Here is a 24,526-nt window from a genome sequence, read left to right as displayed (position 1 = left end):
TTGCCGGGGCCGGATGGTGGACGTTCTTAGTGGTTGACCGTTGCGGTCTCGAGTTGCAGTGAACGGGCTGTGGACGACTCAATCTCTGCAGCCAGTTCGGGATTGTCGTTCAGCTTGACGCCGTACCCTGGCATCATTTCCTTGAGCTTGGACTGCCAGCCCTTGAAGTTCTTCGGGAAGGAGCGCTGGAGCAACTCGATCATGATCGGAACGGCAGTAGACGCTCCCGGTGATGCGCCCAGCAAGGCGCCGATGGATCCGTCGCGAGCCGTAATGACCTCGGTACCGAACTGAAGAACGCCGCCCTTTTGGGGATCCTTCTTGATGATCTGCACGCGCTGCCCGGCAGTGATCAATTCCCAGTCGCCGCCAGCGGCCTTGGGGTAGTACTCACGCAGGGCCTCAACCTTGGCCTCGTGCCGTTTGGCCACTTCCTTGATGAGGTAGGCCGTCAGGTCCATATTGTCCTTGGCCACCGCCAGCATAGGAACGATATTGCCTGGGCGGATGGACAGCGGCAGGTCAAGATAGCTGCCGGACTTGAGGAAGTTCGTAGAGAATCCGGCGTACGGGCCGAAGAGCAGCGATCTCTTGCCGTCAACGTAGCGGGTGTCCAGGTGCGGGACGGACATGGGCGGAGCGCCGACTGACGCCTGGCCATAAACTTTGGCGCTGTGCTGGGCAGCGATGGCCTCATCCGTGCAGCGGAAAAACTGTCCCGACACCGGAAAGCCGCCGTAACCCTTGCTCTCCGGGATTCCGGACGCCTGAAGCAGATGAAGCGCACCGCCGCCGGCGCCCACGAAAACGAACTTGGCGCGGATCCGGCCGTGTTCACCCGATGCCGGGTACTTGAGCTTGAGGTCCCAGCCGCCACCAGGGGCGCGGCGGATATCAGTGACGTCATGCCCATAGTTGACCTCCACGCCGTTGTTCGCGAGGTAGGTGGTCAGCTCACGGGTAAGGGTGCCAAAGTCGACGTCGGTTCCTTCGGCCGCGCGGGTAGCAGCCACGCGCTGCTTGGAGTCGCGACCGTTGATGATCAACGGCGCCCATTTGGCGATCTGTGCCTGGTCTTCCGTGTACTCCATGCTCCGGAACAGCGGGTGCTGCTTCAGCGCCTCGAAGCGGGTCTTGAGGAAATTTACGTGGTCGTCCCCGATGACAAAGCTCATGTGGGGCACGGTGTTGATGAACTTCCGCGGGGAGCCGATCAGGTTGTTGTCCACAAAGTAGGACCAGAACTGCCGTGACAATTGGAACTGCTCGTTGATGTGCAGTGCCTTGGTGGGGTCTACGCTGCCATCCTTGGCAGCGGGAGAGTAGTTCAACTCGCACAATGCCGCGTGGCCGGTCCCCGCGTTATTCCACGGGTCCGAACTCTCCAGGCCTGCCTCGTCCAGGCGTTCGAACAGTGAGATGGTCCAGTCCGGTTCAAGCTGCTTGATGAACGCACCTAGCGTGGCGCTCATGATGCCGCCGCCAATGAGGACGACGTCGGCATAGTGTGTCTTGGAAATGAAGGTCACGATCAATCTCCGATAGCGGCGGCACTGGCTGTCACAGAATATCCCCGGGCGGTCTAATAACTGAAATTGCGCCGAATCGTCAAGACTTCAGGCGTACGTTTGTGAAAACTTCAGATAAGACCGGCGATGCAGGGTACTTTTCCACCCGGTCAGACAGGGCCAGGGCGGAGATCGGGAACGCTATGGGCACGGCCGGGACGGCCGTTGCTATCTCTGCGTTGATGGCCTGGTACAGGCTGGTCCGTTCCTTGCCTTCCGGGAGTGAACGGGCACGGTCCACCTTGGCGAAGACGGTGGAGTCCTGGTAGCCGAATTCGCCGTTGACCTCACCGAAGAGCGGCGCCAGGAAGTTGTCGGCATCCGAGTATGCCCCGTTCCAGCCCAGAAGGTGGAGGGCATGGTCGCCCGGCGACTGCACCTTCTGTAAATAGCCGTCACTCCAGTCGACCGGTACGGGTTTGATATTGAATCCGACGGCGGTCAGCTGGCGGCTCAGTTCCGCATAGATCTTCTCTGGCGTTGGAAGATAAGGCCGGGTGACATTAAGCGGGTAGTAGAACTTGAGTTCCTCGCCCTTGTATCCGGCCTCAGCCAAGAGCTTTTTCGCCTTCTCCGGGTCATAGCCAAGGGAAGGTGCATTGTTGTTGAAGCCGCTCAATTTCGGTGGCACGAACTGGGTGGCCTGGGCAGTGTTGTCGATGAAGAATTTCCGGATCAGGGTTTCCTTATCCACCGCGAGTTCGATGGCCTGCCGGATCTGGGGCTTCTGCAGCGGTGCAACTGACTGATTGATTCCGAGGTACATCACTGAGAACGGATCGCGCTGGATGATCTGTTTGCCCTTCTTGACAAGGGGATCGAAATTCGCGGCCGTGACTAGGTCATACCCGTCGATCTTGCCGTCCAGCAGTGCCTGGAGCCGTGTCTGCGGGTGGTCGTAGGGAATGAAGTTAACCGTGCCGATCTGTCCTTTGTTCCCCCAGTAGCCCTTATAGCTGGTCAAGGTGAGTTTGTCTTTGGTCCACGACGAGAATACGAACGGACCTGTGCCAATGGGATGAAGCGCATACGCGGAAACCGGCATTCCGTCCTTGGACTGGTTCAGGACATTTGCCGACTGTGAAGCGAGGGCCTGCGGCGAAGAGATCGCGAATGCCGGAAGCGTGAGTGCCTGGAGGAAGCCGGTAAACGGCCGCGTGAGGCTGATCCGGACGTTGCCATCCGACAAGGAAGCACAGCTCTTGAAGATCGACAGGACCGGCGTGTCGGAGAATGCCTTGAAAACACCCTTGAACGACATTCCCGGCGCCTGCTTGCGGAGTTCCTCCGGGAAGGTGAACCAGCGGTCGAAATTGGTGCAGACGGCGGCTGCGTTAAAAGGTGTGCCGTCGTGGAAGGTCACACCTTTTCGCAGGGTGAAGTCATACTTCAGGCCGTCGTCGAGCTCTTTCCATTCCGTCGCGAGGAGCGGTGCAGGCTGGCCGGTAGAGCCGTCCACACCCACCAAACCCTCCAGGACTTGACGCGTAACCCGGTACGATTCGGCGTCGGCGGTCAGCGCAGGGTCCAGGCCCAGGGGCTGGGATGGTGTGCCGAAATTGAAAGTCGCAATCGGCTCCGACGACGGTGTGGCTGAGGTGGATGTGGTTGGGGCAGGGCCGGGGGTGGCGGTGCACGAAGCTAGGGCTATAACTGCAAGTCCGGCGCCAATGCTCCGGATGAACCGCCCCGCGATGCGTCGTACCACGTATCATCCCCTGTTCACGCGAAATGGACTTGTCAAAGCCACTTATCTAAGGTGGCGGCCTCCTGCTGGACCGCGAACAGTCTAATTGACGCTAACTTGGGCAAGCTGAATGCAACTACCGGCGGTACCCCGCTCCAAACTGCAGGGTACCGCCGGTACTGTTGCCGCTGCTCCACCGGAGCCCAGCTGTCGATTAGTGCGCAAGGGGGGACTTGAACCCCCACGCCCGAAGGCACAGGAACCTAAATCCTGCGTGTCTGCCAATTTCACCACTCGCGCTAGCGTCGGGGTCCATTCTATAGCCATGTTTTGGCCGGGGCGGCATGGGGCAAGCAACGGCGAGCCGAACTGATGCCCTAAAAACCGGTTCGTGGCCTGCGAAACCGCTGCCGACAGCCCTAGGAGTCCAGCTTCAGGTCCCGTCGAAGCTTGGCAACATGGCCCGTAGCCCTGACGTTGTATTGGGCCAGTGACAACGTTCCTTCCGGGTCCACTACGAACGTCGACCGGATGAGTCCCTGGTAGGTCCGTCCGTAGTTCTTCTTTTCTCCCCACGCTGCGTAGGCGTCGGCCACTTCGTGTCCCTCATCTGAAAGGAGCGGGAAAGTCAGGGATTCTTCCTCGACGAACTTCGCCAAGGCGGCCACAGGATCGGGCGAGATGCCCAGGACTTCGTATCCCCGGGCGCGCAGCGGTTCAAGGGAATCGCGGAAGTCGCACGCCTGCTTTGCGCAGGCCGGGGTAGACGCTGCCGGATAAAAGTACAGAATCGTCTTCTTGCCCCGGAAATCTGCCAGGCGAATCTCCTTGCCCGAGGAGTCCTTGAGGGTGAAATCAGGGGCGGGATCGCCTGGTGCCAGTCGTTCAGCCATTGCTATTGCTCCTTGCTCCTGTGCACGGCGCTCCGGTGCACGGCTATCCAGCTTAGTGATGGTGGCAGGGGCGGGACGAATTTTGTTTGATAATGAGGCAAACGGACAGGCCAAAGCACATAAATATGCCATTTCGGACTCAAGCCTCACCGCCACTTTGTATACTTGCGGCTATGCCAGACATGGAACGTTGGCCGATGGGCCGCCTGCTCTCAACGGCTGCCCGTCTCGTCGAGCATGCGTGGAATGAGAAGCTCAGCGACGTGGGACTAACCCATGCCGGCGTGATCGCGCTCGACGTCCTCACCGTAAAAGGGCCGATAACGCAGGCCACGTTGGCGCAGATCGTGCGCGTGCAGGCACAAACAATGGGCAAGACGCTTACTCGGCTGGAGGCCCACGGCCACATCAAACGTGAACGCAGTCTTTCCGACCGACGCAGCCACGTGGTGTCCATCACCGAAGCAGGAAGTGCGGCGCTGGTGGAAGCACATGAACTTGAGCACCAGGTACTTTCCACCGTGGCCATCGATGCTGACAAACTTCGACGCGAGTTGAAGATTGTGGTCCGGGAACTTGCCGCCCGCGATTCAACGGCCGTTGCCGACGCCATTGTGGCCGCGGCGGACCAGGGTCACTAAGCGCCAATACCTAGCGTCGCGCCACGCGAACGCGGGACTCCGGCCGATAACGCCTGCTTGGGTACGAGTGGCCTGCACTCGTTGTTCCCCAAAAAAACGAGTACCAGCCCTCCTGTTGGCCTGACCAGCTTTGATCTACTATCGCCTGATCAGATGCCTATGGGAGGGGGAGTCATGGTACGCCGACCATCTGAATTTAGGTGTCCACGCTGTGACACACTGCTTGTGGAGCGCTGGGACGTGGCGCAGGACAGCACAGGGGAGGCGTCGGGCGGAATGGTCCAAATAGGACGACCATATTGCCCGCGCGGCCACTACATTTCCGCTTGGACCGCTGACGGGGCACCGCTCCAGGCCGCTTAGAAAATCCCCGGCCCGAGGCAAGGTTCGCAGCCGTGGAGGCAAAGCACTTAGAAGAAGAGTTGCTCCGGTTGCGGTACTGCCAATAAAAGCAATCAGCCCCTGACCGCGTTTCCGCGTGTCAGGGGCTGATTTCCCTTGGTGCACCCCCCGGGACTCGAACCCGGAACCCATTGATTAAGAGTCAATTGCTCTGCCAGTTGAGCTAGAGGTGCAATCCGTTGTCTTGTTCAATCGAGGAGCTTTCTTTTCCTCGTTGACCTCCGCAACGACATGTAACTCTACACGAGATCGGGTCGTGTGTGAAATCGAGGCTAAGCACCCTGGTGTCATCGCGCCAGTGGCCTCAAAATCAGCGCAAAATCAGGGTTTTTGTTGTTTGTGAGGACCCACAACCTGCCGTCAGGCGCCTTGGAAACGTCCCTCAGCCGACCATACATTTGTGTGAAATGAGCCACAGCCTGGGACGCGTTTTCGCCTTCAAGTTTGACGGTCCACAACCTCTCCCCCCGAAGCGCTCCCAAATAGGCAATTCCGTTGACGATCTCCAGCCCGCTCGGTGAGGACTCAGCTGTTGATGGCCACACGAGCTTCGCGTCGATGAATCCTTGGCGGCCCGGCGCGCCCGTGACCTCCGGCCAGCCATAGTTGCCGCCCGGCGTAATGAGGTTTAGCTCGTCGTTGACATCGGGCCCGAATTCGCTGGCCCACAAGCGGCCCCCTGCATCCCAGGCCAGGCCCTGGACGTTCCGGTGTCCGTAGCTGTACACCGGGTTGTCGCCAAAGGGATTGCCGGGGGCGGGTTTGCCGTCGGACGTGATCCTTAGGATCTTGCCGCCGAGCGCATTGCGGTCCTGGGGTTGGTTCCGGCGCTGGGAGTCTCCGGTGCCCACGTAGAGAAAGCCGTCGGGGCCAAAACGTATCCTGCCGCCGTTATGTGTTGACGCCTTGGGAATACCGGTGAAGATAACCTCCGTGCCGGTGAGGCCCAACTGCCCGGACGGCGATGCCAGGAGTTTGGTCCTCGCGATCCTGTTGTCTCCGGATGCTGTGAAGTACGTGTAGAGCAGCCTGTCCGTCGGAAAATTCGGTGATAGGGCAAGACCCAGGAGCCCGCCTTCCCCGCCCGGCACAACTCCCGGAAACGTCCCTATGTCGCTCAGCCGCCCATCCCTCACGGCCCTGATCTTGGCGGTGTCGCGCTCGGAAATGATGGCTGTCCCGTCCGGCAGGAAGACCACGGCCCAAGGAATTTGAAGTCCGACGGCGGTTGTTCCAATCAGCTCAGGGTCTCCGGCCGCAACGCCTGGCGGGGGAGTGCTCGCTCCTACACCTGTGGGCACAGAAGGGACAGTACCTGTGGGCCCGGAAGGGCCAGGTGTCGGCGCCGTACCAGTACACGCAGCGAGCAGCGCCGTCAGTATGGCTACCGTGAACATGCGCAGGCCGCAGGGCATGCGCAGAACGCGGGGCATGCGCAGAACGCGGGGCAGGCTCGGACCGCGGCGCATGATGTGCGATAGGGGCTTCAATGCTCCTGCCTCAACTTCGGGCCAACGGATCGACGGCGACTGCCGCGTCAATCGTCGTGCCCGGTCGGTACTCTTAGTGCCTTTAGTGACGGCTCCGCCGGGGCTCGCGGAAACCGGCTGCCTCTGCATGCGCCGCGGACAGGAACCACACATCCGCCGTGTAATCGGCGTAGCCTGCGTTGTCCTCATCCAGGTAGGTCATCGCAGCAGTGTTTCCCTTGACGCTGTAGCCATCCGGCGCGGATCCGTCCGGGCGGGGCGCTGCCGAGCCCTCCCCGTACGGTTGAGACTCGGCGGCCTCCGACTGCGGGGCTTCCTGCCCCACCTGCGTCGCCTCTTCCTGGCCCGCTTGGACCGTCTCTTCAGCGGCGGCTGTTTCCGCGCCGGGCAGCGTCGGCGAGTGGGCATCCGTGTATTCGTGATGATGGACGGGGGCAGCTGTGCTTTGAGCGGCGGCTGTCACTGTACGGCCGACGCCGTCATGCGTCGACGTCCCGGCACCGTGATGGGCGGGCGTCTGCGACCCTTCGCTCCAGGACGCTTCCCATTCGTCGCTGTCCGCCGCAGCCGCCGACGTTCCGGCGGCCGCTGCCGCTGGTCCGGCGTCGGCCTCAACAACGTCGTCGGCCGTGACGCCCCCCTCTGTTCCCTCAGCGGCGTCCGTGTCAGCGTCGCTGGGTTCGCTGGGCGTCGAGGAGGTTTCCCATTCGTCGACGTCACCGCCGCCCACCGGCGCCTGGGTCGCGGTTGACGTCGGAACGGTTGGCCCTGCGCCCGACGGCGGGGCAGCAGCTTTCGCTTTGACCGTTTCGGTGGCTCCGGCGTCGCCTGCGTCCGATTGTCGGCCCGCTCCTGCCCCTTCAGCAGTGGCTTGAGCCGCTTCCGGGTGGCCCGACGGCGGTGTACCCCAGTCGTCGTCGGGCTCGTCTGCGGTGGTGGTCGACGGTTCCGGCTCGGCGGATTCCACGCCCCCGGCAGTCAGCCCGGCAGCGCCGGGGATGCCTACGGTCCCGGCGGCTTCCGCCGAAGGTGCCGTCCCGCCGCCGGCCAATGGGGCCTCATCCGGAACCTTGGCAACTGAGTCAGCCGGCGGCTCGGCCGCGCGTGTGGGTTGGGAAGTGGTTCTTTGCGTGCTGCCCCGGCTCATAAGCCACCAGACGATGGCGATAATCAGCACAATAACGATGACCCAGATAATCCACTCCATGACAGAGCCCTTCTGTTCACTGGACGTAGTTGCCGTGCTTTGAACTTACGTCCCTTGCGTCACGGCTGTCTAGGTTAGTCAAACGTTTGTGGTACGCGGTTCCCGCGGCGGCTGGAGGGCCTTCATGTAGAGCGCTGAAGCGTTGGTCCCCCGGGCATTGAACCTAGAGGTGGACTGGAGCCGTCTCAATATTTGAGAGCGCTGTCCACTATTTGGGCAATCTTCCGCGGAATTGCCTGTCAATCGGGGGTTTCAGGTCGTTGCGTAAGGCAAAGAACCCATAAACTTTGGGTCATGAGCGACCGAACCCAAACAGCGACAGACAACAAGCCGGATATCAAGCCCCGCAGCCGCGCCGTAACTGACGGCATCCACGCGGCGCCGGCGCGTGGCATGTTCCGGGCCGTAGGCATGGGCGACGACGACTTCGCCAAGCCCCAGATCGGCGTCGCGAGCTCGTGGAACGAGATTACTCCCTGCAACCTTTCCCTTAACCGCCTGGCCCAGGGTGCCAAGGAAGGCGTTCACGCCGGCGGCGGTTTCCCTATGCAGTTCGGCACCATTTCCGTGTCTGACGGCATCTCCATGGGTCATGAGGGCATGCACTTTTCCCTGGTTTCCCGCGAAGTCATCGCCGACTCCGTTGAAACTGTCATGCAGGCCGAACGGATTGACGGTTCCGTGCTGCTGGCAGGCTGTGACAAGTCCCTGCCCGGCATGCTCATGGCCGCAGCCAGGCTCAACCTCGCCAGCGTATTCCTCTACGCCGGCTCCATCATGCCCGGCTGGGTGAAACTCGAAGACGGCTCGGAGCGTGAGGTCACGCTGATTGACGCCTTCGAGGCGGTAGGCGCCTGTGCCGCGGGCAAGATGAGCCTGGGCGACCTGGAGCGCATCGAGAAGGCAATCTGTCCCGGCGAAGGTGCCTGTGGCGGCATGTACACCGCCAACACCATGGCGTGCATCGGCGAGGCGCTCGGCATGTCGCTCCCGGGTTCTGCCGCTCCGCCCTCAGCTGACCGCCGGCGCGACGATTTCGCCCGGAAGTCCGGTGAAGCGGTGGTCAACCTGTTGCGTCTTGGCATCACAGCGCGCGACATCATGACCAAGAAGGCCTTCGAGAACGCCATTGCAGTCACCATGGCCTTCGGTGGTTCAACCAACGCTGTTCTGCACCTGCTGGCCATCGCGCGTGAAGCGGAGGTGGACCTCACGCTGGATGACTTCAACCGCATCGGCGACAAGATCCCGCACCTTGGCGACCTCAAGCCTTTTGGCCGCTACGTTATGACCGACGTCGACAAGATCGGTGGCGTGCCGGTGATCATGAAGGCGCTTCTCGACGCCGGCCTGCTGCACGGCGACTGCCTCACCGTTACCGGCAAGACGGTTGCGGAGAACCTTGCTGCCATCAACCCGCCGGACGTCGACGGCAAGATCCTGCGCGCCTTGGACAACCCCATCCACAAGACGGGCGGCATCACCATCCTGCACGGTTCGCTGGCCCCTGAGGGCGCTGTGGTCAAGAGCGCTGGCTTTGACGCCGACGTCTTTGAGGGCACCGCCCGTGTGTTTGAACGCGAGCAGGGTGCACTGGACGCACTCGACAATGGGCAGATCCAAAAGGGCGACGTCGTCGTCATCCGCTACGAGGGCCCCAAAGGCGGTCCGGGCATGCGCGAAATGCTGGCCATCACGGGCGCCATCAAGGGCGCCGGACTCGGCAAGGACGTGCTTCTGCTCACGGACGGCCGTTTCTCAGGCGGCACCACTGGCCTCTGCATCGGCCACGTCGCGCCTGAAGCCGTCGACGGCGGCCCCATCGCCTTTGTCAAGGACGGCGACCGGATCCGCGTGGACATTGCTGCCCGCTCCTTCGATCTCCTCGTTGACGAGACCGAGTTGGAGGCCCGCAAGGTGGGCTGGGAGCCTCTTCCCGCCAAGTTCACCAGCGGCGTCCTGGCCAAGTACGCGAAGCTGGTCAATTCCGCTTCCACCGGAGCTTACTGCGGCTGACCCCGATTCCGGTGTGCGCCGCCAGCCTGGTTGGCGGCGCACACCGGAAAGGTCGCATCTGGCCGGCGCCGATGAAGAGTCATCGGTCGCTTGGTGGATTGATCGCTTAGTGGATTGACCACATGGCGGATCGACCACTTGGTGGACAGGTGCGTCCAAATTGTGAGATGGTGCGGGGTGTCGTTGACACTCGTCTCACTCAGAGGGAACACTGAACGCATGATCGTAATCGTTACCGCCGGCGCTACTGTTCACACAGTGGGCACTGTCGTCCTTACCAAGCGCGTGGCTTAGCCCGACTGGTAACGATTCGTCACGCGCAACCCCTCGAAGAGCCGGAAGGCTGAGGGGTTTTTTTATTTGCAGTGGAGCATCCGCTCACGTGCAAGGGGCGCCTGAGCAAGACAAGCACCAAAGAAGTAGCACAGAAACATCAATTGAAGATCCACAAAGGAAGAGTCCGATGAGCAAAGGATCGCCGATCAGCCCCTCGCTGATGGCTGCAAAGTCCGCTGGAGCTGGCAAGGCTCCGGAAAAAGCCGAGCGCGCGGCTGACGCCGCCCTCGACACTGCTGCAACTGTCTCTCCTGTCCTCGGGCCGAATAACGTTGTACCCCCAACGGAAATGACCGGCTCGCAAGCAATTGTCCGCTCGCTCGAAGAACTCGGCGTTGAGGATATTTTTGGTTTGCCCGGTGGTGCGATCCTGCCCACCTACGACCCCTTGATGGCTTCCTCGATGAATCACATCCTGGTCCGTCACGAGCAGGGAGCCGGCCATGCCGCCCAAGGTTATGCCATGGTTACCGGGAAGGTTGGCGTCTGCATTGCCACCTCAGGTCCCGGTGCCACCAACCTCGTTACCGCCATCATGGACGCCCACATGGACTCTGTCCCCATGGTCGCCATTACGGGCCAGGTATCAAGCGCCGTCATCGGCACTGATGCTTTCCAGGAAGCCGACATCGTGGGCATCACCATGCCCATTACCAAGCACTCATTCCTGGTGACGGATCCCAATGACATTCCACATGTCATGGCAGAAGCGTTCCACTTGGCTTCTACGGGCCGGCCCGGTCCTGTCCTGGTGGATATTGCCAAGGACGCCCAAGTTGGCAAGATGACGTTCTCCTGGCCGCCCAGGATCGATCTTCCGGGCTACCGTCCCGTAGTCCGCGGCCACAATAAGCAGGTTCGGGAAGCTGCCAAGCTCATTGCCTCCGCAGCCAAGCCCGTGCTTTACGTCGGCGGCGGTGTGGTGAAAGCCCACGCCTCGGCCGAGCTCCGCGAGCTGGCCGAACTGACGGGTGCTCCCGTTGTTACCACGTTGATGGCACGCGGCGTGTTCCCGGACTCGCACCAGCAGCATGTTGGCATGCCCGGGATGCACGGCTCGGTGTCCGCAGTGACCGCCCTGCAGCAATCCGACCTGCTGATCACGCTCGGTGCCCGTTTTGATGACCGGGTGACCGGTGTCCTGAGCACGTTCGCGCCGAACGCGAAGGTCATTCACGCCGACATTGATCCCGCCGAAATCTCCAAGAACCGTACGGCGGATGTTCCGATCGTGGGATCGGTCAAGGAGATCATCCCGGAGCTCACGGAGGCCGTCCGGACCCAGTTTGCACAGTCCGGAACACCGGACCTGGACAATTGGTGGGCGTTCCTGAACAACCTCCGCAATACCTATCCGCTTGGTTGGACAGAGCCGGAGGACGGCCTGAGCGCACCCCAGCGTGTGCTGCAGCGCATCGGCGAACTGACTGGTCCTGAAGGGATCTATGTCGCGGGCGTTGGCCAGCACCAGATGTGGGCCGCCCAGTTCATCAAGTACGAGCGCCCGCATGCCTGGCTGAACTCAGGCGGCGCCGGCACCATGGGCTATGCCGTGCCTGCGGCCATGGGTGCCAAGGTAGGGGATCCGGACCGCGTGGTCTGGGCTATCGACGGCGACGGCTGCTTCCAGATGACCAACCAGGAACTGGCCACGTGCGCCATCAACAACATCCCCATCAAGGTCGCCATCATCAACAACTCGTCCCTGGGCATGGTGCGGCAGTGGCAGACGCTCTTCTACGAAGGCCGCTATTCCAACACCGACCTCAACACCGGTCATGACACGGTTAGGATTCCGGATTTCGTGAAGCTGGCGGACGCTTACGGTTGTGCGGCGCTGCGTTGCGAACGCGATGAGGACATCGACGACACCATCAAGAAGGCCTTGGAAATCAACGACCGTCCCGTGGTGATCGACTTTGTGGTCAGCCCCAACTCCATGGTGTGGCCGATGGTTCCCGCCGGGGTCAGCAACGACCAGATCCAGGTAGCCCGCAACATGACCCCGGAATGGGAAGAGGAGGACTAGGCATGAGCCGCCACACGCTGTCCGTTCTGGTCGAAGACAAGCCCGGCGTGCTGACGCGCGTCGCCAGCCTCTTCGCCCGGCGCGCTTTCAACATCAACTCCCTGGCCGTCGGGCCGACGGAGATCCCCGGCATCTCCCGCATGACGGTCGTCGTCGACGCCGACGGTGACCTCATCGAACAGGTCACCAAGCAGCTCAACAAGTTGATCAACGTGATCAAGATTGTTGAATTGACTTCAGAATCTTCCGTACAGCGAGACCACATCCTGGTCAAGGTACGTGCGGATGCCGCAACTCGTCTGCAGGTCACACAGGCTGCAGACTTGTTCCGCGCCTCAGTTGTTGACGTGTCCACAGACTCGCTGGTCATTGAGGCAACGGGTCATCCCGAGAAGCTCACGGCACTGCTTTCAGTCCTTGAGCCGTTCGGCATTCGTGAAATTGTGCAGTCCGGCACCCTGGCCGTTGGACGGGGATCCCGCTCCATGAGTGACAGGGCGTTACGCTCCGCGTAAGACACCGGCCGCGCCGTGGGCCCGGCCAAGCGTTCCGCCCAGTACAGCAGCACCGAAGACAACAAGTAAGAAAATCCACTCAAGAGGAGTTACCCAAGTGACTGAAATGTTCTACGACGACGACGCTGACCTGTCGATCATCCAGGGTCGCAAGGTTGCGATCGTCGGCTATGGTTCCCAGGGCCACGCCCACGCGCTGAACCTGCGCGACTCGGGTGTCGAGGTTGCCATCGCCCTCAAGGAAGGTTCCAAGTCGATCGCCAAGGCCGAGGCTGCTGGCTTCACGGTCAAGAACGTTGCCGACGCAGCCGAATGGGCTGACGTCATCATGATCCTTGCCCCGGACCAGCACCAGCGGGCGATTTACAACGACTCCATCAAGGACAAGCTGACCGCGGGCAAGGCCCTGGCCTTCGCGCACGGCTTCAACATCCGCTTTGGCTACATTGAAGCACCTGAGGGTGTCGACGTTATCCTCATTGCCCCGAAGGCCCCGGGACACACCGTTCGCCGCGAATTCGAAGCCGGCCGCGGCATCCCGGACATCATTGCAGTTGAGCAGGACGCCACCGGTTCCGCCTGGGACCTGGCAAAGTCCTACGCCAAGGCCATCGGCGGCACCCGCGCCGGCGTCATCAAGACCACCTTCACCGAAGAAACGGAAACGGACCTCTTCGGCGAGCAGGCTGTCCTGTGCGGCGGTGTTTCCCAGCTGATCCAGTACGGCTTCGAGACGCTGACCGAGGCCGGTTACCAGCCGCAGATCGCCTACTTCGAAGTACTCCACGAGCTCAAGCTCATCGTTGACCTCATGTGGGAGGGTGGCATCGCCAAGCAGCGCTGGAGCGTCTCGGACACCGCTGAGTTCGGTGACTACGTCTCCGGCCCGCGCGTGATCGACCCGCGCGTGAAGGAGAACATGAAGGCTGTCCTTGCTGACGTTCAGTCCGGTGCCTTCGCCAAGCGCTTCATCGACGACCAGGACAACGGCGCCGTGGAGTTCAAGGAACTGCGCGCCAAGGCCGAACAGCACCCCATCGAGGGTGTTGGCCGCGAGCTGCGTTCCCTGTTCTCCTGGCAGCAGCAGGACGAGGACTACGTGGAGGGCACTGCGGCCCGCTAAAGCGAGCCGCTTCTGTCCGCCACGGAGCAGTCGTAGCAATTAAACACAGAACAACCTTCGGGATACCCTCGATTAAGAGGCTTCCCGGCACCTAGGCCGGACCCGGGATTACCGGGTCCGGCTTCCGGCGTGAAGCATCAATTCACCAGAATCCCCACTTGAATCAAACAAGAGAGCAAAGAGGTCACCGGTGACAAGCACCAAGCCTGTTGTACTCCTCGCTGAGGAACTTTCGCCCGCCACAGTCGCAGCCCTTGGCCCGGACTTTGAAATCCGCCAAACCGACGGCGCCGACCGCTCCCAGCTGCTCTCTGCCATCTCCGACGTCGACGCCATCCTGGTCCGCTCTGCCACGCAGGTAGACGCCGAGGCCATCGCGGCCGCCAAGAGCCTCAAGGTCATCGCCCGGGCCGGCGTCGGCCTGGACAACGTTGACATCAAGGCGGCCACGCAGGCGGGCGTCATGGTGGTGAACGCGCCAACGTCCAACATCGTTTCGGCGGCTGAGCTGACTGTCGGCCACATCCTGAGCCTGGCACGGCACATCCCCCAGGCAAGCAGCGCCCTCAAGGGTGGCGAATGGAAGCGTTCCAAGTACAACGGCATCGAACTCTTCGAGAAGAAGGTCGGCATCATCGGCCTTGGCCGCATTGGTGCCCTCGTGGCAGCTCGCCTGCAGGGCTTCGAGACCGAGATCCTCGCTTACGACCCCTACATCACCTCCGCCAGGGCCGCGCAACTCGGCGTAAAACTGGTAACACTTGATGAACTTTTGGAGAACTCCGACTTCATCACAATCCACATGCCGAAGACCCCGGAGACCGTGGGCATGCTGGGTGCCGAAGCCTTCGAAAAGATGAAGGAAACGGCCTACGTCATCAATGTCGCCCGCGGCGGCCTGGTGGACGAGGAAGCCCTCTACACCGCCCTTAAAGAAGGAAAGATCGCGGGTGCCGGCGTTGACGTATTCGTCAAGGAGCCCAGCACGGATCTCCCGTTTTTTGAGCTGGACAATGTTGTGGTCACCCCGCACCTTGGGGCCTCCACCGCCGAGGCGCAGGAAAAAGCGGGCGTTTCGGTCGCCAAATCCGTCCGGCTGGCCCTCGCCGGGGAACTCGTTCCCGACGCCGTCAACGTGGCGGGCGGCGTTATTGCCCCGGACATTCGTCCGGGCATCCCGCTGATCGAGAAGCTCGGCCGCATCTTCACGGCTCTTACCCACGCCTCACTGACCCAGATCGACGTCGAGGTGGCCGGCGAGATTTCCGCCTTGGATGTCAAGGTGCTCGAGCTGGCCGCGCTCAAGGGCATTTTCGCCGACGTCGTCACCGAACAGGTCTCCTACGTCAACGCTCCCGTCATTGCAGAACAGCGCGGGATCAACACGCGACTCATCACCACCTCGGACGCGGAGGATTACCGCAACGTCCTGACTCTTCGCGGTGCGCTCAGCGATGGTACGCAGATCTCCGTGGCTGGTACCCTGACCGGCCCCAAGCAGGTTGAGAAGCTCGTTGGCGTCAACGGCTACGACGTCGAGATCCCGATCAGCGAGCACCTCGTGGTGGTCGCCTACGCGGACCGTCCCGGCGTCATCGGCACCATCGGACACATCCTGGGCATGAACAACATCAACATCGGTGGCATGCAGGTGGCCCGCCAGGCTGAAGGCGGCCAGGTCCTTGCACTCCTCACCATCGACAGCTCGGTTCCCCAGCAGGTCCTCGACGCCATTAAGGCCGGCATCGGGGCCGAGATGGTTCGCGAAGTGGACTTGGAAGACTAGTACTTCGAGCGTCCGCTGTAATCCCGTGAGGGGCACAACCCCGACACATTTTGCTTGGCCGGTCTGCGTACAATGGCTTGGTTCGGTTTTCGGACCCGGTGGCAGGCCGGCCAAGATCTTTTAGCACACAGCCCTTGGATACGCCTGTGCTTCCACTGGATGGGGACATAGTGTGTGCGCCCGCTAGCTTAAGGACTCAGGGAGCCCAATGAACGCCGTCCAGAGGTTCATCAGAAGCCGCGTGCTGCTGCTGACCGCGGCCATTTTGATCATCGCAATGTGTTTGTCGATCCTCGTCCAAGGGCAGTCCCAGGCCGCCCTGAACCGGACAGTCGACGAGAATTCCCGTGGTTTGTACGACATCCTCGTACGAGCCAAAGCCGGCAACTCCAGTGGTACCGGTGCACTCATCCAGCCTGAAATCGCCAGTGGACAGGGCGGCATCAGCTTCGAGCAGCTTGACAGCATCCGGGGCCTCGGCGGTACATCCGTCGCCGCGCCGATCAGCCTTGTCTCCCGCGTGACGCAGAACCTTGAAACTCCGCGGCTCGACGCAATGGATTACCTTGGCTACAACGCCGGCCTGGTTGGCACCGCCACGGTGGGCCAGCCCGACGCAACGGATGCCTCCAAATGGCCGGCAGCAGAATCCGTCCTGAGCGACAAGCCCAAGACCTACCGCCTCACTGCCAGCGCCGTGAGCTCGGACGGTGTCAACGAGCAGACACTCTTCAAGACCAGCGCAGAAGGCTCCCTTGGCAAGGGCCGCGTCATCGAGGAGCAGACGCCGGGGGGCAAGAGCACGCGTATCGCAGGACCGTCGGGGGAGACGGGCATCAAGTTCCCCGCCCCTGCCGGCGGCTCCGAGCACAACCTCTTCAACCTTTCGGTCGCCCTGCCTTTGGCGCCGCAGGTGACGGAGTCCGTCGTCGCCGTCGACCCCGCCGCCGAACGCGCGCTGCTCGGCTCGGCCGGCGACTTCCTGACGCCGCTTGAGAAGGCTCCGCCCGCAGACGCGCGGAATGCAGGCGCTATTGGGCGGTACTTCGAGAGCCTGTTCACCAGCGGCATCGGCATGGACCAGCTGAAGGAAGGCCCGGACTTCCTTGGCGTCAAGCTCAAGTACTGGGCACCCCTTATGACCCAGTACCAGCAGGCCAAGCGCAACGGCCAGCTGACCGCAGATTCCCAGGCCATCCCGCTGATTGTCCGTTCGGGCACGTCCCTGGACCTGAAGTACTCCGTCAAGATCGAGGAGATCGACGGTTCGGGCAAGGTGGTCCAGGATCTCGGCACGGTGACTCGTTCGCTGGACAAGGACTACCTTCCCTTCGTATCCAGGTCTCCATTTGCCCTGGCATGGCCCGGCTCAACTGACCACAGCCAGTTGCTCGGCAATGGAGCGTTCGGACAGGGTCTATACAACCCAGCGCAATGGAGCACCGATTTTGCCAAGGCTCCGGTGTACAAGGACGGCGAGGACGCTGCAAATGGTGCCGCGTCCAAAACCGCTACGCCGGGGGAGTGGGTAACGGTCAACCGCCTGCCTGACAAGGCTTCCAACGGTTCCGCCGTGGACCAGACCCAGCGCAAGCCCGTGGACGAGCGCTCCTACCGTGAGGGCCTTGAAACAGGCAAGAAGCCGGCCACCCCGCTTCCCATTGTTTATGGCACATTCGACCCCCAACAGGTCAAGGACGCAGCAGGAGATGTCAACCGTCTCCCGCTGGGCGGCTACGACCCCACTCCGATGACCCTGAGCAAGGGTGCCGACGGTAAGGATGCCGGAAATGCAGCCCTCAAGCCCTCGCTGAGCGCAACGGGCTTGGTCAGCCAGTCTGCTGGTGCCATCACGGACTTTTACGGCTTGGCCGCTGCCCGCGGTTACGACTCGAATGCCAACGTCATTGACGCGGTTCGAGTCCGTGCGAAGACCGCGGGCACCTGGAAGCAGGCACAGCCAGAAGTGGAGAAGCTGGCTAACGAGATCCGCGCCATGGGTCTTGAGGCCACTGTCGTGGCCGGTTCTGCGCGTGAGGACGCCAATATTTTCGTTCCCGGCTACAAGAAGGACGACGCCGGCAAGGAAACTGATCTGGGTACCGTCCAGCAGTCCTGGGTGCGCCAGGATGCGGCTGACGCTGTTTCCGGCTCACTCACCGGAACCAACTTGACGCTGTTGTTCCTTGCGCTCTGCGGGGCGACCCTGCTGACCGGAGCTTCGACTGTCAGTTACATCCGCCAAAGGCGGACTGAGGCGGGGATCCTGCGCGCCATGGGCTGGACACAGAAAAAGATCCGCAGCTGGGTACTCGAGGAGTTTGGCGTCGGCGCCGGCCTGCTGGCCGCGGCAGGAGTGGCGCTGAGCCTGCTGAGCTGGAATTTGGCCACCATCATCGTCTCGGTCACGGTCCTGGCTATCTATGTGACGGCTGCACTCCTCGCCGCCGGCCAGCTCAAGCACCAGCACGTCATCGACCAGGAGCCACAGCACGACGAGCGCCTGATCACCATCGACTCGCCGCTGACGTTCGCTAACCGCCAGCTGACCACCCACCGTTTCAACTCGATTTCCCTCGCTGTCGCTGTGGGTGTCTTCGGTTCGGCTGTGGGTGCGCTGATCTCCGTCCTGATCGATATCCCCAGGGCGGCCGGTGCCAGTGCCCTGAGCGGCCTGGCGGCTGCCAGCATTGCCGTGCCGAGCATCCTCCTGGCGTTCTCCGGTGTGTTGGTGGGCTTGCTTCTGACCCTCGTTACCGGACGTTTCGAATTGCAGGCCAAGCGTCAGTACATCGGAACCCTTCAGGCCATGGGCTGGAACCCGGACATGCTGGGCCAGGTCAGATTCTTCGAGCATGCCCTTGTGGGGACTGTGGCACTGCCCCTCGGCGTTTTGGGTGCGCTGGCCCTGGGCCTGGCCCTGGCACCTTACGCCGCGCTATGGGCAGGCCTGGCTGGCCTCATCGCTGTACTTTGCTGGATCCCGATTGCAACGAAAGTAGTCAAATGAGCGACAAGCTGAACTCCGAGCTGACTTCGCGCCGCGCTTCGGTAAGCGCGTCACTCAAGACGCGCGCCAACTCCATCGTGAAATCAGAAGACCACGCCACGCCGCTTGAGCTGGTCGACATCACCATCCATTACGGCGGAGGCAAGGGCGGTTCCGAGCCCGTCAACGTCGTCGACAACTTCAATATGACGTTGCACGCCGGTGAGATGCACTGCGTCGCCGGACGAAGCGGTTCCGGTAAGACCAGCATCCTGACCGTCGGCGCCGGACTGACCCTGCCGACGTCGGGCCGCGTGCTTTGGGAGGGCGACTCGCTCGAGACCATGAGCGACGATGAGATCGCCGATCGCCGTCGTGCCCTCATCGGCTACGTCGACCAGGGCGGTGCGCTGATCGACGGCATGAGTGCCTTGGAAAATGTCCTCTTGCCGGCGGTGCCGGATGGCGAAGTCGAGCAGCGTCGGGAGATGGCGAAGGACCTATTGGACCTCGTCGGCCTGGGTCGGCGGATGCGCCACCGGCCGTCGCAACTGTCCGGTGGTGAACGCCAGCGCGTTGCCATTGCCCGCGCGTTGATCCTTGGCACTCGCGTGCTGATTGTGGATGAGCCGACGGCAAGCCTGGACCGGCAGTCGGCCAACCGCATTATCGGCATTCTCAAGGACACCACCAACGACGGGATCGCGGTCCTCGTGGCGTCGCACGACCATGAACTCGTGCGGCTAAGCGACACGCTCACCGAATTGAACTAGCGCAGAATGTGTCCGGACCGGCCTTCACATGTGGCCGGTCCGGCACGTTCCACCCCAAGAGAAGGTAACTTCATAGAGTGACGTCTCCAGAAAAATCCCCGTTCTACATCACCACGGCCATCAGCTACCCCAACGGCGTGCCGCACATCGGTCACGCCTATGAGGTCATCGCCACGGACGCCATGGCCAGGTTCAAGCGACTGGACGGTCATGAGGTGTTCTTTATGACCGGCACCGACGAGCACGGCCTGAAGATGCAGCAATCGGCGGAAAAGGAAGGCCTCACAGCCAAGGAATTGGCCGACCGCAACTCGGCCGCGTTCAAGCAGATGAGCGCTGATCTTGGGATCTCCTACGACCGCTTTATCCGTACCACGGATGAAGACCACTACGCCGCTTGCCGTGCCATTTGGAAAAGGATGGAAGCAAACGGCGATATCTACCTGTCCAAATACGAGGGCTGGTACTCCGTGCGGGACGAGGCCTACTACGCCGAGGATGACACAGTCGTCAAAGACGACGGAGTCCGCTACTCCAAGGAGACTGACACTGAGGTCACGTGGACCGCGGAGGAAAGCTACTTCTTCCGGCTGTCCGCCTACCAGGACAAGCTCCTTGAGCTCTATGAAAGCCAGCCCGAGTTCGGTGCGCCACAGTACCGCTTCAATGAGGTCATCAGCTTCGTCAAGCGTGGCCTCGAGGACCTGTCTATCAGCCGAACCACTTTCGACTGGGGCGTTCCGGTGCCCGGGGATGAAAAGCACGTTATGTACGTGTGGGTGGACGCCCTGACGAATTACCTCACAGGCGCCGGCTTTCCGGACATCGACTCAGAGTCCTTCACCAAGTTCTGGCCTGCCGACGTTCACGTCATTGGAAAGGACATTTCGCGGTTCCACGCCATTTACTGGCCGGCATTCCTGATGAGTGCGGGTTTGGATCTACCGAAGCGTGTGATGATCCATGGCTTCCTCACCAACAACGGTGTGAAGATGTCCAAGTCACTGGGCAACGTTGTTGCTCCACGGGACTTCGTGGATCAGTACGGCCTGGACCAGGTGCGCTTCTTCTTCCTGCGCGAAGTTCCCTTCGGAGCCGATGGCAGCTACAACCACGAGGCCATCGTCAGCCGAATGAACTCGGACCTCGCCAACAACTTCGGCAACCTTGCGCAGAGGTCGCTGTCCATGGTCGCCAAGAACTGCGAAGGCGAAGTCCCGGTACCTGGCGAATTCTCTGCGGAAGACAAGGCTCTCCTGGACCAGGCAGGTGCTTTGCTGGACACCGCGCGGGCAGCCTTTGAAAAGCAGGAGTTCAGCAGGGCCCTGGAGGCAATCTGGGGCGTGCTGGGCGATACCAACGCGTACTTCGCCGACCAGGCGCCCTGGGTTCTCCGAAAGACTGACCCAGAGCGCATGAACACGGTGCTGTATGTGACGCTGGAGGTCGTCCGCATCGTGGCAATCCTTGTCCAGCCTGTCATGCCTTCGGCTGCGGCGAAGCTGCTCGGGACCCTCGGACAGCCGGATGGCGACGCTCGTCAGTTCGTGGCAATCGGCACCCCAATCGTCCCAGGGACTGAGCTTCCGGCCCCGACGCCGGTGTTTCCCAGGTATGAGGAGCCGGCCGGGGCCTGAATCCGGTATCGGCTCAAGGGCGAAGAAAGACCCTTGGCTTTTTGGACACCCCGTCATGTGGATAGGAATAGCCGCATGACGGGGTGTCCGTTTTTGTCCCGGTGGCGAAATTTCACTCCCGTTCCATGAATTGGAAGCTTTTTGCGGGCCTCCTTGATTTAACATTGCCGCAGATCTTGACCAAAAATTGCGCTCATTTTGATTCAATATTGCCGTCCTTGTGGAACTCAGTATTCAGTCGAATGCAAATGAGTGGAAAGCGGCCTGAAACAAGTAGTCGGAGACAAGTATTCGAGTACAAACTACTCGGGACTTGGCGGAAGCGGGACCCTACGCTGAAATCGCACGCGAACTGATGACACTTTCTGGGGAGTAACTGTCACCAACTCATGTCGCTGTTTGAGGTCTCAAATGGTTGTCTTTCCTGTTCCAAATTTGGTTACTCCGCACAGTTGGTCGGTTTGATACGAATTTGGATTGGGGGGACCCTAAATGAAGAGAATTGCTGTCGCTCTTGGAGTGACCAGCCTGGGGCTGCTGGGCATTGCGGTGTCTGCGAATGCGGCCCCACCTGCCAAGATCACCATTTGCCATGCCACCGGTTCGGCGGATAATCCGTATATCGCCGAGACGATTAACCTCAGTGCGCTGAGTGCGCACGCGGGGGACACCGGCGATATTATTCCCGTCAATTCGGGAACGGATTTCCCTAACGGGCAAAATCTTACCCCCGCAAATATTAAGCTCCTTGAGGCCGGTTGCGTTGCGGCGGCTCCGACGCCGACTGTCACCCCCACGCCGACTGTCACCCCCACGCCGACTGTCACCCCCACGCCTACGCCGACTGTGACGCCTACCCCGACCGAGACGCCCACGCCGACAGTGACGCCTACCCCGACTGTCACGCCTACGCCGACTGTGACGCCTACGCCCACCGTGTCGCCCACGCCGACTGTCACGCCTACGCCCACCGTGTCGCCTACCCCGACCGTTACGCCAACGCCAACGGTCACTCCGACGCCAACGGTGACCCCGTCGCAATCACCATCGCCCACCGTCGCCCCTACCCCGACGCCGACCGTGACTCACACAGCGGCGCCCGTTCCTTCGCGGACGTCGAGCCCAGGTGGGGGAGCCGCGGCACCGGCCAATGTGGGCTTCAACGTTCAGACTGCGGTGGGGGCCTCTTCCGCCGCTGACATCCCGGCTTGGCTTTTCGCACTGAGCGCAGGCTTCGCCGGAGCGGCCGCACTTGTCCTCTGGCGGGCACAAGCCCGGTCCGGGAAGGCAAAGCACTAGAGGGATCAAAGGGACCGCTGCGGGTGCCGTGCCGTTGAGGGCGCGGCACCCGCAGCTCTATCGCCAGGAGGCACCATGGTCCCCGAGGTCGGGACGAAGCGTCACATGGGAGCATCAACGCAACGCCATAGGGTCACACGGAAGCACCGTTTAATGCTGCGGGACCGCTTCTTGCTAGGACCGGGTGAGGCTATTGTGCTGGCGTCGTGTCTATTGGGACTGATCACCGCGTGGCTCTTCTGGGCAAGTTCCGGGGCCGGGTTCAGGTCTGTCAATGACGCTGTGGCAGCCCATTCGGACGCTGAGGCCACCTCCGCCGCCGTTGCCGCAACTCCGGGTCCCAAAGCTTCGCCGGGTGTCTCGCCCACTTCGGAGTCAAAGCCCACGGACGCGTCAAAGCCCACGGACGCGTCAAAGCCCACGGATGCGTCAAAGCCCACGGATGCGCCAACGCCCCCCGGGGCGGTTGCCGCCCGAGTTCAGGCAGGAGCTCCGGCAGCGGCGGTCCCAGAACGCATCACATACCCCAAAGCCGGGATGGACGTTGTGGTGCATGTCCTGAACCCGGACAGCACTTCGACAGCAAGCCAGAGCATTGAGCCTCCGGAGACGAAAGACGGATACTGGCTGGCGTCGTACGGCTCTCCGGGCACGGGTTCGACGAATACCACCTACGTCATCGGCCACAGTTGGGTGGACCAGGATGCGCCATTCAATCACCTCAGCACCGCGGCGGCTCCGGGGGATGAGTTTACTGTTACCACCGCAGCGGGTGTCCTGGCCTACCGGGTGGAATCGGTAACCACGTACACCAAGGCGACGCTCAAGGACAGCCCCATCTGGGCGGTGATGCCCAACAAGCTGGTCCTGATCAGCTGCTATTCAAAGGACCCGTGGGGAACGAATGTCACGGTGGTCGCCTCACCCCTTGGCTGATCAATGGCCTTTCCGCTGGCGGCATCATCTGCGCATGCAAAAGGCGCCCGCCTCACCGTTCGGATTGTGAGACGTTTTTGACCACCATGTGGATGCCGTCGCTACGCTGAATCCATGAGCGCACCGAACCCCACCGCAACGATCAACCTGGCTGTCATTCCAGGCGACGGCATTGGCCCTGAGGTCATTGCAGAGGCCCTGAAGGTCCTCGACAAGGTGGCGGCCGCCGAGGGCGTTACGGTGGAGCAGACCCACTACAAACTGGGTGCCCAGCATTGGCTGGAGACGGGAGAGACGCTTCCGGACGAGGTGCTGGATGACCTGCGCACCCGTGATGCCATCCTGTTCGGTGCGGTGGGCGCGGCCCCCGGAGACACTCGGATCCCGTCCGGCATCATCGAGCGCGAAATGCTCCTCAAGCTGCGCTTCAGCTTGGATCACTACGTAAACCTCCGCCCATCGCGTCTCTACGGAACCGTGGGCAGCCCGTTGGCCAACCCCGGCGAGATTGACTTCATTGTGGTTCGCGAAGGCACGGAAGGTCCCTACGTGGGCAATGGCGGCACCCTCCGCGGGGGCACCCCCCACGAGGTGGCCACCGAAGTTTCCATCAACACCGCACATGGCGTGGAGCGCCTGGTGCGCGACGCATTCCGCCGGGCCAGCCTGCGGCCTCGCAAGCACGTCACCCTTGTCCACAAGCACAACGTCCTTGTCTACGCGGGACATCTCTGGAAGCGCACCGTTGAGGCCGTCGCCAAGGAGTTCCCCGAGGTAACTCACGATTACCTGCACATCGACGCAGCCACCATCTTCCTCGTGACAGATCCGGCCCGCTTCGATGTCATTGTCACGGACAATCTGTTTGGCGACATCATCACTGACCTGGCCGCCGCCGTCACCGGCGGCATCGGCCTTGCCGCATCCGGCAACATCAACATGGACCGCACCGCACCGTCCATGTTCGAACCCGTCCACGGTTCGGCGCCCGACATCGCCGGCCAGCAGAAGGCGGACCCCACGGCGGCAATCCTGTCCGCCGCACTGCTTCTCGACCACCTCGGCTACGCCGGAGCGGCCCGCAAGATCGAGGCCGCCGTCGTCGCCGACGTCGAAGGCAGGGACGGAAAATCCCGTACCACAGCCGAAATCGGCGACGCCATCGCAGCGGCGCTGTAGGCGCCGCGGTCGGGCGTAAG

The 24,526-nt window shown here is 61.8% G+C and carries 17 protein-coding genes and 2 tRNA genes; 12 read left to right on the top strand and 7 right to left on the bottom strand.

The window, feature by feature from the left end:
- Window positions 1-26: 26 nt before the first annotated feature.
- The 4 genes from LD110_RS04715 to bcp all read right to left on the bottom strand — a co-directional run bounded on the left by LD110_RS04715 (window position 27) and on the right by bcp (window position 4,148).
- Window positions 27-1,529 (bottom strand): malate:quinone oxidoreductase, encoded by a 1,503-nt coding sequence (locus LD110_RS04715; RefSeq protein WP_225496729.1) that lies wholly within the window; start codon window positions 1,527-1,529, stop codon window positions 27-29.
- Window positions 1,530-1,608: 79 nt separating this feature from the next.
- On the bottom strand, window positions 1,609-3,264 hold the full coding sequence (locus LD110_RS04710; RefSeq protein ID WP_374200310.1) for an ABC transporter substrate-binding protein: 1,656 nt from the start codon (window positions 3,262-3,264) through the stop codon (window positions 1,609-1,611).
- Between the two features lie 209 nt (window positions 3,265-3,473).
- Window positions 3,474-3,555, bottom strand: a tRNA-Leu gene (locus LD110_RS04705).
- A gap of 119 nt (window positions 3,556-3,674) precedes the next feature.
- Window positions 3,675-4,148 carry a thioredoxin-dependent thiol peroxidase gene (gene bcp / locus LD110_RS04700; protein WP_225496727.1) on the bottom strand — a complete coding sequence of 158 codons (474 nt, stop codon included), beginning with the start codon at window positions 4,146-4,148 and terminating at the stop codon, window positions 3,675-3,677.
- Between the two features lie 173 nt (window positions 4,149-4,321).
- Here bcp and LD110_RS04695 point away from each other — a divergent pair, with 173 nt between their 5' ends.
- A complete protein-coding gene (locus tag LD110_RS04695) occupies window positions 4,322-4,789 on the top strand; it encodes a MarR family winged helix-turn-helix transcriptional regulator (protein WP_225496724.1) in 468 nt (155 codons plus the stop codon).
- A 499-nt stretch (window positions 4,790-5,288) separates the two neighbouring features.
- Here the strand turns inward: LD110_RS04695 and LD110_RS04690 are convergent.
- The 3 genes from LD110_RS04690 to LD110_RS04680 all read right to left on the bottom strand — a co-directional run bounded on the left by LD110_RS04690 (window position 5,289) and on the right by LD110_RS04680 (window position 7,888).
- Window positions 5,289-5,364 (bottom strand) — tRNA-Lys (locus LD110_RS04690).
- A gap of 114 nt (window positions 5,365-5,478) precedes the next feature.
- Window positions 5,479-6,624, bottom strand: a complete 1,146-nt coding sequence (locus tag LD110_RS04685) for a sorbosone dehydrogenase family protein (RefSeq protein ID WP_374200309.1) — start codon at window positions 6,622-6,624, stop codon at window positions 5,479-5,481.
- A gap of 139 nt (window positions 6,625-6,763) precedes the next feature.
- The gene (locus LD110_RS04680; protein ID WP_225496722.1) at window positions 6,764-7,888 is read right to left on the bottom strand and encodes a hypothetical protein; all 1,125 of its coding nucleotides are present in this window, start codon (window positions 7,886-7,888) and stop codon (window positions 6,764-6,766) included.
- Window positions 7,889-8,182: 294 nt separating this feature from the next.
- Here LD110_RS04680 and ilvD point away from each other — a divergent pair, with 294 nt between their 5' ends.
- From ilvD to LD110_RS04625, 11 genes are all read left to right on the top strand, one after another.
- Window positions 8,183-9,904: a dihydroxy-acid dehydratase gene (ilvD, locus tag LD110_RS04675; protein WP_225496720.1), complete on the top strand. Its 1,722-nt coding sequence runs from the start codon at window positions 8,183-8,185 to the stop codon at window positions 9,902-9,904.
- A gap of 463 nt (window positions 9,905-10,367) precedes the next feature.
- Window positions 10,368-12,269 carry an acetolactate synthase large subunit gene (locus LD110_RS04670; protein ID WP_225496719.1) on the top strand — a complete coding sequence of 634 codons (1,902 nt, stop codon included), beginning with the start codon at window positions 10,368-10,370 and terminating at the stop codon, window positions 12,267-12,269.
- 2 nt (window positions 12,270-12,271) lie between these two features.
- Window positions 12,272-12,784, top strand: coding sequence for an acetolactate synthase small subunit (gene ilvN, locus LD110_RS04665; protein WP_225496718.1), 513 nt, complete (start codon window positions 12,272-12,274; stop codon window positions 12,782-12,784).
- 97 nt (window positions 12,785-12,881) lie between these two features.
- Window positions 12,882-13,907 carry a ketol-acid reductoisomerase gene (ilvC, locus tag LD110_RS04660; protein ID WP_225496717.1) on the top strand — a complete coding sequence of 342 codons (1,026 nt, stop codon included), beginning with the start codon at window positions 12,882-12,884 and terminating at the stop codon, window positions 13,905-13,907.
- 190 nt (window positions 13,908-14,097) lie between these two features.
- On the top strand, window positions 14,098-15,693 hold the full coding sequence (gene serA / locus LD110_RS04655; protein ID WP_225496716.1) for a phosphoglycerate dehydrogenase: 1,596 nt from the start codon (window positions 14,098-14,100) through the stop codon (window positions 15,691-15,693).
- 208 nt (window positions 15,694-15,901) lie between these two features.
- Window positions 15,902-18,703: an ABC transporter permease gene (locus LD110_RS04650; RefSeq protein WP_225496714.1), complete on the top strand. Its 2,802-nt coding sequence runs from the start codon at window positions 15,902-15,904 to the stop codon at window positions 18,701-18,703.
- Entirely contained in the window at window positions 18,700-19,455 is a 756-nt protein-coding gene (locus tag LD110_RS04645) for an ABC transporter ATP-binding protein (RefSeq protein ID WP_225496712.1), read from the top strand. Before LD110_RS04650 ends, LD110_RS04645 begins: the two co-directional genes overlap by 4 nt.
- 77 nt (window positions 19,456-19,532) lie before the next feature.
- The gene (metG, locus tag LD110_RS04640) at window positions 19,533-21,092 is read left to right on the top strand and encodes a methionine--tRNA ligase (protein ID WP_225496711.1); all 1,560 of its coding nucleotides are present in this window, start codon (window positions 19,533-19,535) and stop codon (window positions 21,090-21,092) included.
- A 492-nt stretch (window positions 21,093-21,584) separates the two neighbouring features.
- Window positions 21,585-22,391, top strand: coding sequence for a hypothetical protein (locus LD110_RS04635; protein ID WP_225496710.1), 807 nt, complete (start codon window positions 21,585-21,587; stop codon window positions 22,389-22,391).
- A gap of 282 nt (window positions 22,392-22,673) precedes the next feature.
- Window positions 22,674-23,327 (top strand): class F sortase, encoded by a 654-nt coding sequence (locus LD110_RS04630; RefSeq protein WP_225496709.1) that lies wholly within the window; start codon window positions 22,674-22,676, stop codon window positions 23,325-23,327.
- A 114-nt stretch (window positions 23,328-23,441) separates the two neighbouring features.
- Window positions 23,442-24,506, top strand: a complete 1,065-nt coding sequence (locus LD110_RS04625; RefSeq protein WP_225496708.1) for a 3-isopropylmalate dehydrogenase — start codon at window positions 23,442-23,444, stop codon at window positions 24,504-24,506.
- The last annotated feature ends 20 nt before the right edge of the window (window positions 24,507-24,526 follow it).

The sequence above is a fragment of the Arthrobacter sp. M4 genome, from assembly GCF_020251205.1.
Taxonomy (GTDB): domain Bacteria; phylum Actinomycetota; class Actinomycetes; order Actinomycetales; family Micrococcaceae; genus Arthrobacter.
This window is presented reverse-complemented; position numbering and strand designations above follow the sequence as displayed.

Excerpts from the sequence above, each read along its gene's own strand:
- ilvN (WP_225496718.1), top strand. The coding sequence starts at position 12,272 with ATGAGCCGCCACACGCTGTCCGTTCTGGTCGAAGACAAGCCCGGCGTG.
- LD110_RS04650 (WP_225496714.1), top strand. The coding sequence starts at position 15,902 with ATGAACGCCGTCCAGAGGTTCATCAGAAGCCGCGTGCTGCTGCTGACC.
- LD110_RS04680 (WP_225496722.1), bottom strand. The coding sequence starts at position 7,888 with ATGGAGTGGATTATCTGGGTCATCGTTATTGTGCTGATTATCGCCATC.
- ilvD (WP_225496720.1), top strand. The coding sequence starts at position 8,183 with ATGAGCGACCGAACCCAAACAGCGACAGACAACAAGCCGGATATCAAG.
- LD110_RS04645 (WP_225496712.1), top strand. The coding sequence starts at position 18,700 with ATGAGCGACAAGCTGAACTCCGAGCTGACTTCGCGCCGCGCTTCGGTA.
- LD110_RS04625 (WP_225496708.1), top strand. The coding sequence starts at position 23,442 with ATGAGCGCACCGAACCCCACCGCAACGATCAACCTGGCTGTCATTCCA.
- LD110_RS04695 (WP_225496724.1), top strand. The coding sequence starts at position 4,322 with ATGCCAGACATGGAACGTTGGCCGATGGGCCGCCTGCTCTCAACGGCT.
- LD110_RS04635 (WP_225496710.1), top strand. The coding sequence starts at position 21,585 with ATGAAGAGAATTGCTGTCGCTCTTGGAGTGACCAGCCTGGGGCTGCTG.
- LD110_RS04670 (WP_225496719.1), top strand. The coding sequence starts at position 10,368 with ATGAGCAAAGGATCGCCGATCAGCCCCTCGCTGATGGCTGCAAAGTCC.
- bcp (WP_225496727.1), bottom strand. The coding sequence starts at position 4,148 with ATGGCTGAACGACTGGCACCAGGCGATCCCGCCCCTGATTTCACCCTC.
- LD110_RS04685 (WP_374200309.1), bottom strand. The coding sequence starts at position 6,624 with ATGCCCCGCGTTCTGCGCATGCCCTGCGGCCTGCGCATGTTCACGGTA.